At 68.7% G+C, this 12,648-nt stretch carries 9 protein-coding genes; 3 read left to right on the top strand and 6 right to left on the bottom strand.

Annotated features, from left to right (window positions below; translation table 11 throughout):
* Window positions 1–3 precede the first annotated feature (3 nt).
* Entirely contained in the window at window positions 4–993 is a 990-nt protein-coding gene (locus FBX97_RS08125) for a glycoside hydrolase family 43 protein (protein WP_141830175.1), read from the top strand.
* 65 nt (window positions 994–1,058) lie between these two features.
* On the opposite strand, the gene kefC is transcribed toward FBX97_RS08125, so the two are convergent.
* Together kefC and FBX97_RS08115 are read right to left on the bottom strand one after the other, a co-directional pair.
* The gene (gene kefC / locus FBX97_RS08120; protein ID WP_141830174.1) at window positions 1,059–2,867 is read right to left on the bottom strand and encodes a glutathione-regulated potassium-efflux system protein KefC; all 1,809 of its coding nucleotides are present in this window, start codon (window positions 2,865–2,867) and stop codon (window positions 1,059–1,061) included.
* Window positions 2,857–3,426 (bottom strand): NAD(P)H-dependent oxidoreductase, encoded by a 570-nt coding sequence (locus FBX97_RS08115; protein WP_141830173.1) that lies wholly within the window; start codon window positions 3,424–3,426, stop codon window positions 2,857–2,859. The genes kefC and FBX97_RS08115 overlap by 11 nt, the downstream gene beginning before the upstream one ends.
* 146 nt (window positions 3,427–3,572) lie before the next feature.
* Here FBX97_RS08115 and FBX97_RS08110 point away from each other — a divergent pair, with 146 nt between their 5' ends.
* Window positions 3,573–3,932, top strand: a complete 360-nt coding sequence (locus tag FBX97_RS08110; protein ID WP_141830171.1) for a hypothetical protein — start codon at window positions 3,573–3,575, stop codon at window positions 3,930–3,932.
* A gap of 51 nt (window positions 3,933–3,983) precedes the next feature.
* On the opposite strand, the gene lpdA is transcribed toward FBX97_RS08110, so the two are convergent.
* From lpdA to FBX97_RS08090, 4 genes are all read right to left on the bottom strand, one after another.
* Window positions 3,984–5,396 (bottom strand): dihydrolipoyl dehydrogenase, encoded by a 1,413-nt coding sequence (lpdA, locus tag FBX97_RS08105; RefSeq protein ID WP_141830170.1) that lies wholly within the window; start codon window positions 5,394–5,396, stop codon window positions 3,984–3,986.
* A 10-nt stretch (window positions 5,397–5,406) separates the two neighbouring features.
* Window positions 5,407–6,792: a dihydrolipoamide acetyltransferase family protein gene (locus FBX97_RS08100; RefSeq protein ID WP_141830168.1), complete on the bottom strand. Its 1,386-nt coding sequence runs from the start codon at window positions 6,790–6,792 to the stop codon at window positions 5,407–5,409.
* A gap of 3 nt (window positions 6,793–6,795) precedes the next feature.
* Window positions 6,796–7,800, bottom strand: a complete 1,005-nt coding sequence (locus tag FBX97_RS08095) for an alpha-ketoacid dehydrogenase subunit beta (RefSeq protein WP_141831030.1) — start codon at window positions 7,798–7,800, stop codon at window positions 6,796–6,798.
* A gap of 69 nt (window positions 7,801–7,869) precedes the next feature.
* A complete protein-coding gene (locus FBX97_RS08090; protein ID WP_141830167.1) occupies window positions 7,870–9,102 on the bottom strand; it encodes a 3-methyl-2-oxobutanoate dehydrogenase (2-methylpropanoyl-transferring) subunit alpha in 1,233 nt (410 codons plus the stop codon).
* A 317-nt stretch (window positions 9,103–9,419) separates the two neighbouring features.
* On the opposite strand from FBX97_RS08090, the gene FBX97_RS08085 reads away from it, so the two are divergent.
* Complete coding sequence (locus tag FBX97_RS08085; protein ID WP_141830165.1) at window positions 9,420–12,644, top strand: PAS domain-containing protein; 3,225 nt, start codon at window positions 9,420–9,422, stop codon at window positions 12,642–12,644.
* The last annotated feature ends 4 nt before the right edge of the window (window positions 12,645–12,648 follow it).

Below are 12,648 nucleotides of genomic sequence, written 5' to 3'. Positions count from 1 at the left end.
ACCATGAGTACTTATGTGAATCCGGTCTACCCGGACGTGTTCGCCGATCCCTTCGTCCTGCGCCACGAGGGCGTGTACTACGCCTACGGCACCGGGCCGGGCGGGCTTGATGGCCGCCAGGTGCCGGTGCTGCGCTCGACCGACCTGGTGCACTGGGAAGCGCTCGGCCATGCGCTGGTGCCGCCCGGCGGCGGCTCGGGTGATATGCCCGACGACATCCATATCTGGGCACCGGAAGTGGCCTTCCATGACGGCCGCTTCCATATGTATTACTCGTCCGGCGCCGGCGCGGCCGAAGGCACCGACCAGAAGCTGCGGGTGGCGCTGGCCGACCATCCCGCCGGCCCCTTCGTCGACGCCGGCAAGCTGCTGGTGCCGGACCAGCCGTTCTCGATCGACGCCCACCCGTTCCGCGACCATGATGGCCAGTGGTACCTGTTCTACTGCGTCGACTTTCTCGAGATCGAGGGCGACCACCGCGCCGGCACCGGCATCGTGGTCGACCGCCTGCTCGACATGACCACGCTGGCCGGCGAGCCGCGCGTGGTGGTGCGCCCGCACCATGACTGGCACGTGTTCCGCAAGGGACGCAGCATGTACGGCGGCGTGTATGACTGGCACACGGTCGAAGGGGCGGCGGTGCAGGTCCACGGCGGCCGCTACTACTGCTTCTACAGCGGCGGCGCCTGGGAGAAGGACAACTACGGCGTCAGCTATGTGGTGGCCGACCATCCGCTGGGCCCGTACACGCGGCCCGAGGGCGGCGAACAGGCACTCCTGATGCGCACCCCGCGCGACGGCCAGCTGCTGGGGCCGGGGCACAATTCGTTCACGCTGTCCCCTAGCGGCAGCGAGGCCTGGATCGTGTACCACGCCTGGGACCTGGCGCAGACGGCGCGGCGCATGTGCATCGACCGGCTGGACTGGGTCGATGGCAAGCCGGTGACGAAGGGACCGACGTGGACCGAGCAGGCGGGGCCGGCCGGCGGGTGAGCGCAAGCAGCCGAATGCCATGAGCGTCGTCCCCGCGCAAGCGGGAACGACGGTGACTGGCGAACTCAGTCCCAGTCATGCCCCGTCTCGTCTTCCACCGCCTTGCGGTCGCGCGCAATCATGGTCTCCAGCTCGTCGCGCCCGCGCTTGGCCATCGACACGTAGGTATCGCGGTCCTTGTAGTACGGGTAGACGGCCAGCACGTTCTGCAGGTTGTACTTCCTGAACTTGTCGGCGGTCTGGCGCGTGCGGTAGGCGCTCTGGCCCAGGCCGGCGGTCAGCACGCTGCGGCCCAGCTTGACGGCGGCCTCGAAGGTCTCGCGCTCGATCATCTGCACGCCGCGGTCCATCAGCTGGTAATAATGGGTGACGTTGCGGGCGCGCGCGAAGATCGGCAGGTCGGGGTAGTCGCGCCGTACCGCCTCGACCAGCGCCAGGCTGTCCTCGATGTCGTCGATCGCCACCACCAGCGCGCGCGCCTTGGCGGCGCCGGCACCGCGTATCAGGTCGGCGCGGGTGGCGTCGCCGTAGAACACCTTGAAGCCGAAGCGGCGCAGCACGTCGACCTGGTCCGGGTCGTGGTCGAGCACCGTCAGCTTGACGCCGCTGACGTTCAGGAAGCGGCCGACGATCTGGCCGAAGCGGCCGAAGCCGGCGATGATCACGTGGTCCTCGTTGGGTTCGATCTCGTCGGCCTGGTCGTCGCGCTTGGCGCCCTGGCGCCGCGCCGACACGCGGTCGTAGGCCATCAGCATCAGCGGCGTGACCACCATCGACAGCGCGACCACGACCACCAGCGTCGACGCCACCTCGCTTGAAAACACGCGCGCGGTGGCGGCAGCGCCGAACACCACGAAGGCGAATTCGCCGCCCTGCGACAGGATCAGCGCGAACTGCAGGTGCTGGCCGCGTGCCATGTCGAACGCCCGGCTCAGGCCATACAGCACGCCGATCTTCAGGACCAGGAAACCCGCGACCAGGCCCAGCACGATGGCCGGGCGCGCCAGGAACACGGAAAAGTCGACCGACATGCCGACCGCGATGAAGAACAGCCCGAGCAGCAGTCCTTTGAACGGTTCGAGGTCGGTCTCGAGCGCGTGGCGGTATTCGGAGTCGGCCAGCAGCACGCCGGCCATGAAGGCGCCCAGCGCCATCGACACGCCGACCGATTGCATCAGCAGCGAAATGGCGATCACCAGCAGCAGGGCGAAGGCGGTGAAGATCTCGCGGGCGTCGGTCTTGGCGATGAAGCGCAGCAGCGGCCGCACCAGGAAGCGGCCGCCGATCACCAGGCCGGCCAGCACAACGATCACCTTGACCACCGCGATCCAGGCGTTGCCGCCGCCCCCGGCGCTTTCCGGGATGCCCAGCAGCGGCACGATGGCAATCATCGGGATCGCGGCGATGTCCTGGAACAGCAGGATCGAAAAGCTGGCCTGGCCGGCCGGCGTTGGCATCAGGTTGCGTTCGTCGAGCGAGGCCAGCGCAATCGCGGTCGAGGACAGCGACAGCCCGAGACCGGCGATCAGCGCGATCTTCCAGCTCACCCCGGCCAGCAGGGCGGCGCCGAACAGCACCGCGGCGACCAGCCCGACCTGGGCGCCGCCCCAGCCGAAGATCGGCCGCCGCAGCGCCCACAGGCGGCTTGGTTCCAGCTCGAGGCCGATCAGGAACAGCAGCAGCACCACGCCGAATTCGGCGAAGTGCAGCGCATCCTCGGCTTCGGCGATCAGCTTGAAGCCGAACGGGCCGATCAGGATGCCGGCCACCAGGTAGCCGAGTACCGCCCCCATGCCGAGGCGCTTCGACAGCGGTACGGCGATCACGGCCGCGGCCAGGTAGACGCAGGCGTTCAGCAGCAGGCTATGCTCCATGGCGGACCTCCTTCATGGCGGCCTGGCTCGCGTAGCCGGCCAGGCGGCGCGTGAATTCATGCACGTGGGCCTCGAGCACGGCCTCGGATGCGTCGGCGGCGCCGTGCAGTACCAGCGGCGCCAGCCAGTCCATGCCGCACAGCGCCGCGGCCTGGCGGATCGGCAGCAGGAAGGCGTCGAACGGATGGCCGTGCAGCGCGCCGGCCTGGAAGGCGTCGGCCCCGCTGCCGGTGGTGGTCACCAGCCAGCAGCCCTTGCCGCGCAGGGCGCAGTCGCCCTGGCCGTAGGCCCAGCCGGGCCGCAGCACCACGTCCATCCATTCCTTCAGCATCGAGGGCATGCCGTACCAGCGGATCGGGTGCATGAACACCACCAGGTGGGCCGCCGCCAGCAGGCTGCGTTCATGGTCGGGGTCGATGTCGAAATCGGGATACAGCTCGTACAGGTCCTGGACGGCGACGCCGGGGATGGCGCGCGCGGCGTCGGCCAGGCGGCGGTTGACCGGGGAGCGTTGCGGGGCAGGGTGTGCGTACAGGACGAGGATGTCGGGTGCGGTCATTGTTGTGTTCTTGGCAGTCTAGGCATGCGTTTTATAGCACATCCGCGCCCGACCACTCCTACAAGGCGGCCAGGCGCGTGCCGATTGCCATTCTTGCCAGGCGGTCTATCATGAATGGCAAGAAAATTCATGCAAAGGAGATCATCATGTCGATGCAAAGCGAAGGCAAGGACGCCAAAGGCCGCAACTACGACAACGTCACCAAGCAGGGCAGCACCTCGGTCGGCACCATGGGCGCCGGCGGCACGGGCGACGTCGGCCGCATGGCCGAGGCCGGCAACAACCAGCTGGCGGGCAGCGGGAATGCCCAGGCCGACGTGCGTACCGACGACCTGCTGAGCGACGGCTCGGACCAGGATAGCGGTTTCATCCGCGAGGAAGCCGGCGAGATCCAGACCGGCATGGCCGGCATCGGCAGCCTCAGCACCGGGAATGCAGGCAGCCGCCAATCGGCCGGCGATGCGCGTCCGGAAGGCGATGCCTTGAACGACCAGAAACAGAAATAAGCGGCGGCTAGCCGAAGGAAGCAGGGTGGGCACGCCGTGCCCACCCTGCTTTTATATATGCAGCGCGTGGCCGAGCGCACGCAACGCCGCTTCCTGCACGGCCTCGCCCAGCGTCGGATGCGCGTGGATCGTGCCGCCGACGTCCTCCAGCTGCGCCCCCATCTCGATCGACTGCGCAAACGCCGCACTCAGTTCCGATACTGCAGCGCCCACTGCCTGCCAGCCGACGATCACGTGGTTGTCCTTGCGCGCCACCACGCGCACGAAGCCGTCGGTCGCCTCCAGCGTCATCGCGCGGCCATTGGCGGCGAACGGGAAGCTGGCGCTGAGGCAGTCGAGGCCCTGGCGCGCCGCCTCCTGCGGACTCAGGCCGACCACCACCACTTCGGGATCGGTGAAGCACACCGCCGGCATCGCCGCCGGCATGAAATGGCGGCGCTTGCCCGCGATGATCTCGGCCACCATCTCGCCCTGCGCCATCGCACGGTGCGCCAGCATCGGCTCCCCGGCCAGGTCGCCGATCGCCCACACGTTGCGCATCGAGGTGCGGCACTGGTTGTCGATGCGGACGGCTCGCCCGTTCATGTCGAGCAGCAGGCTCTCGAGGCCAAATCCTTCGGTCCGCGGGCGCCGGCCGACGGCCACCAGCACCCGGTCGGCGGCCAGCGTGACTTCCTCGCCGCCGGCATTCTTCATGCGTACCCCCTGGCCGTCCGCGGCCGGACCGAGCACGCTCGACTCCAGGTGCAGCTCGATGCCGAGGCGCTTGAGGGCCGCCGCCACCGGCTTCACCAGCTCGTCGTCGTAGGCCGGCAGGACGCGCCCGGCCGCTTCGACCACGCTGACGCGCGCCCCCAGCTTGCGGTAGGCGGTGCCCAGTTCCAGCCCGATGTAGCCGGCACCGACCACCACCAGGTGCTCGGGCACGCTGGCGGGCGACAGCGCCTCGGTGCTGGACACCACCGCGCCGCCGAAGGGCAGGAAGGGCAGCTCGACCGGCTGCGAACCGGTGGCCAGCAGCAGGTGCTCGCAGCGGATGCGCAAGGGTTCGCCCGCATTTTCACCCTGCGCGGCCTGGCGCACCTCGACCGTCTTGCCGTCCAGGATGGTGGCCCAGCCGCGCACTACCTTCACCTTGTTCTTTTTCAGTAAGGTGCCGACGCCGCCGGTCAGGCGCTTGACGATGCCGTCCTTCCAGCCGACGGTTTTCGAAACGTCGATGCTGGGCGCGCCGGCGCGGATGCCGAGCGCGGACTCGCCGCTATAGCTGGCGGCCTGATGGAAGGCATCGGCCGCGTGGATCAGCGCCTTGGACGGGATGCAGCCGATGTTCAGGCAGGTGCCGCCCAGCTCCTCGGCTTCGACCAGCACGGTCGGGATGCCGAGCTGGCCGGCGCGGATCGCGGCCACGTAGCCGCCGGGGCCGCCGCCGATGACCAGCAGGGTCGTGTTTTCCATGTTCATGCGCGTCACCTCATTCCACGAACAGGGTCGCCGGGCACTCGAGGTAGCCGCGGATCGCCCCGATGAATTCGGCCGCCACCATGCCGTCGATCACGCGGTGGTCGAACGAGGACGACAGGTTCATCATCTTGCGTGCCACCATGCCGCCGTTACGCACCACCGGCCGCTCGACGATCTTGTTGACGCCGACGATCGCCACTTCCGGATGGTTGATCACCGGGGTGTGGACGATGCCGCCCAGCGGCCCCAGGCTGGTGATGGTGATGGTCGAGCCGGACAGCTCGTCGCGCGCCGCCTTGCCGGTGCGCGCGGCTTCCGCCAGGCGCATGATCTCGGCCGCGCTGGCCCACGGGTCGCGCGCCTCGGCGTTGCGCACCACCGGCACCATCAGGCCGGCCTCGGTCTGGGTCGCGATGCCGAGGTGGACCGGCTGGTAGCGCGTGACCACATTGGCGACATCGTCGTAACGCGCATTCACTTCCGGGAACTGGCGCACGGCCAGGACCACCGCGCGCATCAGCAGCGGCAGCAGCGTCAGCTTGCCGCGCTCGGCCCCGTAGCGGGCGTTGAGCTGGTTGCGCAGCGCTTCCAGTTCGGTGACGTCGACTTCCTCGACATAGGTGAAGTGCGGGATCTGGCGCTTGGCCTGCTGCATCTTCTCGGCAATCTTGCGGCGCAGGCCGATGACCGGCACCGCTTCTTCGCCGGACAGCTCGGCGTAGCGCTCGTCGGCATGGCCGCCGGCGCGCGATGCGCGGCCGCGGCCGGCCACGTGCGCATCCAGGTCGGCATGCGTGATGCGCCCGGCGGGGCCGCTGCCGGCCACGTACTGCAGCTCGATGCCCAGGTCCCAGGCGCGCTTGCGCACTGCCGGCGCGGCCATCGGCTTGTCGCCCTCGGCACGGAAGGCCGGGCGCTGCGGCTGCGCGCTGCGTGGTGCACCCGTGCTGCGGGTAGCGGCCGGCTCACGCGCCACGGCCGCCGGTGCCGGGGTGGCGGCCGCCGGCTGCGCGGCGGCCTTGGTGCCCATGTCCGGACCGACCCGGTTCGGCGCCAGGTCCGCCTGCGACGCCGGCTCGGCGGCCGCAGCGTGCTGTGCAGCCTGCGCGGTGGCCTGATGCGCATGCTGCGCCGCGGCGGCCATATTGCCGGCCCCTTCGATCTCGAGCCGGATCAGCTCCGCGCCCACCGCCAGCGATTCGCCGACCTTGCCGCCCAACGCCGTGACGGTGCCGTGCACCGGCGACGGAATCTCGACGGTCGCCTTGTCGGTCATGACGTCGGCCAGCACCTGGTCTTCCGTGACGGCGTCGCCCGGCTGCACGCGCCAGGCCACCACTTCCACTTCCGCGATGCCTTCGCCCAGGTCGGGCATCTTGATCACATGAATGCCCATCGCTTACGCCTCCATCGCACGTTTGAATGCCGCGCCCACGCGGTCCGGTCCCGGGAAGTAGGCCCATTCCTGGGCGTGCGGGTAGGGCGTGTCCCAGCCGGTGACGCGCTCGATCGGCGCTTCCAGCTGGTAGAAGCAGTGTTCCTGCACCAGCGCCGCCAGTTCGGCGCCGAAGCCGCTAGTGCGCGTCGCTTCGTGGACGATCACGCAGCGGCCGGTCTTTTTCACCGATTCGACGATGGTGTCGAGGTCGAGCGGCCACAGGGTGCGCAGGTCGATGATCTCGGCGTCGATGCCGGTTTCGTTGGCCGCCGCTTCCGACACCCAGACCATGGTGCCGTAGGTGAGCACGGTCAGGTCGGCCCCGGGACGGAACACGGCCGCCTTGTCCAGCGGGACCGTGTAGTAACCTTCGGGCACCTTGCCCATCTCGTGCTTGGACCAGGACACGACCGGGCGGTCGTGGTGGCCGTCGAAGGGACCGTTGTACAGGCGCTTCGGTTCCAGGAAGATCACCGGGTCGTTGTTCTCGATCGAGGCGATCAGCAAGCCTTTCGCATCGTACGGGTTCGACGGCATCACTGTGCGCAGGCCGCACACGTGGGTGAAAAAGGCTTCGGGGCTCTGGCTGTGGGTCTGGCCGCCGTAGATGCCGCCGCCGCAGGGCATGCGGATCGTCAGCGGCGACGTGAAGTCGCCGGCCGAGCGGTAGCGCAGGCGCGCCGCTTCGGACACGATCTGGTCGGTCGCCGGATAGAAATAGTCGGCGAACTGGATCTCGATCACCGGGCGCAGCCCGTAGGCGGCCATGCCGACCGCGGTGCCGACGATGCCGCCCTCGGAAATCGGGGCGTCGAAGGCGCGCTGCTTGCCGTACTTGGCCTGCAGGCCATCGGTGACGCGGAACACGCCGCCGAAATAGCCGACGTCCTGGCCGTAGACGACCACGTTGTCGTCGCGTTCCATCATGACGTCCATGGCCGAGCGCAGCGCCTGGATCATCGTCATGGGCACGGTCTTGGTCTCCTGCGCGGCTGCATCCTCGGCAACCGCGTCTTTATCGATGTCGCGTTTCACTCAAACCCCCAGTTGTTGGCGTTGGCGGCGCAGGTGTTCGGGCATCTCTTCATAGACGTCCTCGAACATCGATGCCGCACTCGGCACGCGGCCGTCGATCAGCGTGCCGTGGCGTTCGGCTTCCTTTTGCGCGGCCACGACTTCGGCTTCCAGTTCGGCCTGCAGGGCCTCGTGCTCGGCATCCGACCACCAGCCCTTTTTCGTCAGGTGGCGCCGCAGGCGGCCGATCGGGTCGCCCAGCGGGAAGTAGGTCCATTCGTCGGCCGGACGGTAGCGCGACGGATCGTCGGAGGTCGAGTGCGGGCCGGCGCGGTAGGTCACCCATTCGATCAGCGTCGGACCCAGGTTGCGGCGGGCGCGCTCGGCGGCCCAGCAGGAGGCCGCGTACACGGCCAGGAAGTCGTTGCCGTCGACGCGCAGCGAGGCGATGCCGGCGCCGACGCCGCGGGCGGCGAAGGTGACGGACTCGCCGCCGGCGATCGCCTGGAAGGTCGAGATCGCCCACTGGTTGTTGACCACGTTCAGGATCACCGGCGCCTTGTACACGTGGGCGAAGGTGAGGCCGGTGTGGAAGTCGCTCTCGGCGGTGGCGCCGTCGCCGATCCAGCCCGAGGCGATCCTGGTGTCGCCCTTGATCGCCGACGCCATGGCCCAGCCGACCGCCTGCGGGATCTGGGTCGCCAGGTTGCCGGAAATGGTGAAGAAGCCTTTCGCCTTGACCGAGTACATGACCGGCAGCTGGCGGCCCTTCATCGGATCGCGCTCGTTGGAGAGCAGCTGGCACACCATGTCGACCAGCGGGTACTCGCGCGCCATCAGCAGGCTCTGCTGGCGGTAGGTCGGGAAGCACATGTCGCCATCCTTCAGCGCCAGCGCATGCGCGGTGCCGATGGCTTCCTCGCCGAGCGAGGTCATGTAGAACGACAGTTTCTTCTGGCGCTGGGCGATGACCATGCGCGCATCGAAGATGCGCGTCTTCATCATCGTGCGCAGGCCGAAGCGCAGCGTCTCGCGGTCCAGCGCCGGGTCCCATGGGCCGACGGCATTGTCGTCCTCGTCGAGGACGCGGATCAGGCTGGCGGCGATCGGGGCCGTGTCCTGGTAGCCGACGTCGACGCCGGGTCGCGGCACCGAGCCGGCAGGGCTCATTTGTAGATACGAAAAATCGGTCTTGCAACCCGGGCGGCCGGTAGGCTCCGGGACGTGCAGCGACAGAGGTTCACTCTGGCTCATATTCGCTTTCTCCCTCGGTAAGGTATGTGCGGCAGGGAACATATTAAGTGCGGCAACGCGTCGCACGGCTGGGCTGGCGAACTATTTCGATGCTGTACTGCAGCACGCTTCACCAGGTCCAACGCCCCATCGCCCGCAGGCACAGGCTGCGACGGTAGCACGCAGCGCAGCGATGCAGAGTCGATTGCGGCAAGCGAAGCGCGGTCCCCTGCGCCTGCCCTCGGCGGACGTGCTGCCGGCTCCTCAAATTGTGCCTCCCAGAAATCCAAACCCGGATACAATTGCTGACTTCACAAGGTAATATGCACAGTGACAAGATGTTGACAGAAGTAGCGGCGCCTGCCAGGACCTTCGGGACGTTCAGCGGCCAGCTGGGCGAGCTCATCGATCAATACGACTGGGCCGGCACTTGCCTGGGGCCGGTCTCGCGCTGGCCGGCCGTCGTGCATGCCACGGTCGAGCTGGTCCTGCGCTCGGCGCTGCCTTGCGTCACCTTATGGGGCGACGAAGGCGTGATGATCTATAACCAGGGCTACGCCGACATCGCCGCCGAACGCCATCCGGCGCTGCTCGGCATGCCGGTGCGCGACGGCTGGCCCGAAGCCGCGGCCTTCAACGACCACGTGATGAAGGTCGGCATGGCCGGCGGCACACTGTCCTACCGCGACCAGGAAATGCCGCTGAGCCGTGGCGGCCGCATCGAACCGGCCTTCCTGAACCTCGATTACTCGCCCATCGTCGACCAAAACGGCAGCGTACTCGGCGTGATCGCCTGGGTGATCGAGACCACCGATAAAGTGGCCGCGCAGCGCTACCGCGACGGCGAGCGCGACCGGCTGCAGGCGATGTTCGAGCAGGCCCCCGGCTTCATGCTGCAGCTGGCGGGGCCGGACCACGTGTTCCAGCTTGCCAACGCGGCCTCGATGGCGCTGGTGAGCGGCCGTCCGCTGGTCGGCAAACCGGTGCGCGAGGCACTGCCGGAGACGCTGCCGCAGGGCGTGATCGGCTTGCTGGACCGGGTGTACCGCAGCGGCACCGCCCATGCAGCCCAGGCGCGCGAGCTGTGGCTGGCCGAACCTTGCGGCAATCGCCGCCAGGTGTTCGTCGACTTCGTGTGCCAGCCACTGCGCGGCGCCGACGGCGAGGTGTTCGGCATCTTCGTGCAGGGCAGCGACGTGACCGAACGGGTGCGCGCCGAACGCGCGGAGCGTGCCGGCGAAGCCAAGTTCCGCACCTTCGCCCAGGCCATGCCGCACCAGGTCTGGACCACGGACCCGGATGGCCACGCCGACTGGTTCAACGAGCGCGCAGTCGACTACAGCGGCCTGGCGCCGGCGCGGCTGGCCGGCATCGGCTGGACGGCAATGGTGCATCCCGAGGATCTACGGAGCCTGACCACGCGCTGGGCAACCGCGGTGGCAGGCGGCGGCGCGTTCGAGGCCGAGCTGCGCCTGCGCGCACGCGACGGCGCCTACCGCTGGCACCTGTCGCGCGCGGTGCCGGTGCGCGAAGCCGGCGGCAAGGTGCTGTACTGGATCGGCACCAACACCGATATCGAACAGCAGAAGCAGTCCGCGCGCTCGCTGGCCCAGCTCAACGCCGGCCTCGAGCAGGCGGTGGCACAGCGCACCGCGGAACGCGACCGCATGTGGCGCCTGTCGAAGGACATCATGATGGTGGCCGGTTTCGACGGCATCGTGCAGGCGGTCAGCCCGGCCTTCGGCGCGCTGCTCGGCTGGAGCGAGGCCGATATCGTCGGCCGCAACCACCTGGAGCTGGTGCACCCGGAAGACCGTGGCGCCGTCGTCGCCCAGATGGCCCTGCTGGGCCGTGGCCAATCGATCCACAAGGTCGAGAGCCGCCTGCGGCGCAAGGATGGCAGCTGGTGCCTGCTGTCGTGGAATGCCGCGCCGGACGCCGGTCTCATCCACGCGATCGGGCGCGACATCACAGCCGATCGCGAACAGGCCGAGCAGATCCGCCGCACCGAGCTGGCGCTGCAGCAGGCACAGAAGATGGAGACCATCGGCAAGCTCACCGGCGGCGTCGCGCACGACTTCAACAACCTGCTGCAGATCATTTCCGGCAATTTGCAGCTGATGGAGATGGACGGCGACGGCCCCAGCCTGCAGCGCTGGATCGCGAACGCGCGTTCGGCGGTGGAAAAGGGCGCCAAGCTGGCCAGCTACCTGCTCGCTTTCGGGCGCCGCCAGCCCCTGGAGCCGCGCGTGGTCAAGCTCAGCCGCGTGGTGATCGGCATGGAAGACATGCTGCGCCGCTCGCTGGGCGAAGAGATCGAGGTCGAGCTGGTGATCTCGGGCGGGTTGTGGAATACCGCGATCGACGTCGCCCAGCTCGAGAATGCGCTGCTGAACCTGGCGATCAACGCGCGCGACGCGATGAGCGCCGGCGGCATGGCGGCGGGCCGGCTGACGATCGAGGCCAACAACGCCGTGCTGGACGACCTGTATTGCCGCTCGCACGCCGAGGTGACGCCCGGTCAGTACGTGATGCTGGCCGTGACCGATACCGGCACCGGCATGGCGCCCGAGGTGCTGGCCAAGGCCTTCGAACCCTTCTTCTCGACCAAGGAAGAAGGCAAGGGCAGCGGCCTCGGGCTGTCGATGGTGTACGGCTTCGTCAAGCAGTCCGGCGGCCACGTCAAGATCTACAGCGAAGCCGGGCAGGGCACCACGGTCAAGATCTACCTGCCGCGCACCCTGGCCACCGAAGAGGCGGTCGGCGCGCTCGAGCCGCAGCAGGCCGTGGGCGGCAGCGAGACCATCCTGGTGGCCGAGGACGACGAGGCGGTGCGCGCCACCGTGGTCGAGATGCTGACCGCGCTCGGCTACCGCGTGCTGAAGGCGGCCGATGCGGCCAGCGCGCTGGCGGTGGTGGAATCCGGCGTGCCGATCGACGTGCTGTTCACCGACGTGGTCATGCCCGGCACCCTGCGCAGTCCGGAGCTGGCGCGCATGGCGCGCGAGCGGCTGCCCAACCTGGCGGTGCTGTTCACCTCCGGCTATACCGAGAACGCGATCGTGCACGGCGGCCGCCTCGACCCCGGGGTCGAACTGCTGGGCAAGCCGTACACGCGCGAAAGCCTGGCACGGCGCATCCGCCAGGTGATCGCGGCCGGGCGCGGCAGGGCGCAGCCGGCAGCCGCCGCACCGGTGCCGCCTCCAGGGGCCGCCGCAAACACGGAACGCCTGCGCATCGTGCTGGTCGAGGACGAGGACGACATCCGCGAGGCAACCGCCGCGCTGCTGCGCCACCTGGGCCACGAGGTGGCGGAGGCGGCCGACGCCGAACGGGCGCTGGCGCTGATCTCGGGATCCTCCGATCTCCTGATCACCGACGTGATGTTGCCGGGGATGTCGGGCGACCTGCTGGCGGCCCAGGCGCGCGCGCTGGCGCCGGCGATCCGTATCGTGTTTGCCACCGGTACCGGCGAAGTGAACAACTGGCCGGACGCGGTGGTGCTGCGCAAGCCCTACAACCTGCAATCGCTGATGGAAGTGCTGGCGCCGGCGGCGGCTTGACGCC

Origin of the sequence: Herbaspirillum sp. SJZ107 (assembly GCF_006715485.1) — a bacterium.
GTDB lineage: Bacteria > Pseudomonadota > Gammaproteobacteria > Burkholderiales > Burkholderiaceae_D > Telluria.
The sequence above is the reverse complement of the archived record's forward strand: the minus strand, read 5'-3'. Positions and strand labels throughout refer to the sequence as shown.

Bases quoted from the DNA above. Each gene is read 5' to 3' on its own strand.
- kefC (WP_141830174.1), bottom strand. From the start codon at position 2,867: ATGGAGCATAGCCTGCTGCTGAACGCCTGCGTCTACCTGGCCGCGGCC.
- FBX97_RS08125 (WP_141830175.1), top strand. From the start codon at position 4: ATGAGTACTTATGTGAATCCGGTCTACCCGGACGTGTTCGCCGATCCC.
- lpdA (WP_141830170.1), bottom strand. From the start codon at position 5,396: ATGAACATGGAAAACACGACCCTGCTGGTCATCGGCGGCGGCCCCGGC.
- FBX97_RS08085 (WP_141830165.1), top strand. From the start codon at position 9,420: ATGTTGACAGAAGTAGCGGCGCCTGCCAGGACCTTCGGGACGTTCAGC.
- FBX97_RS08095 (WP_141831030.1), bottom strand. From the start codon at position 7,800: ATGACGATGATCCAGGCGCTGCGCTCGGCCATGGACGTCATGATGGAA.
- FBX97_RS08110 (WP_141830171.1), top strand. From the start codon at position 3,573: ATGTCGATGCAAAGCGAAGGCAAGGACGCCAAAGGCCGCAACTACGAC.
- FBX97_RS08115 (WP_141830173.1), bottom strand. From the start codon at position 3,426: ATGACCGCACCCGACATCCTCGTCCTGTACGCACACCCTGCCCCGCAA.
- FBX97_RS08090 (WP_141830167.1), bottom strand. From the start codon at position 9,102: ATGAGCCAGAGTGAACCTCTGTCGCTGCACGTCCCGGAGCCTACCGGC.
- FBX97_RS08100 (WP_141830168.1), bottom strand. From the start codon at position 6,792: ATGGGCATTCATGTGATCAAGATGCCCGACCTGGGCGAAGGCATCGCG.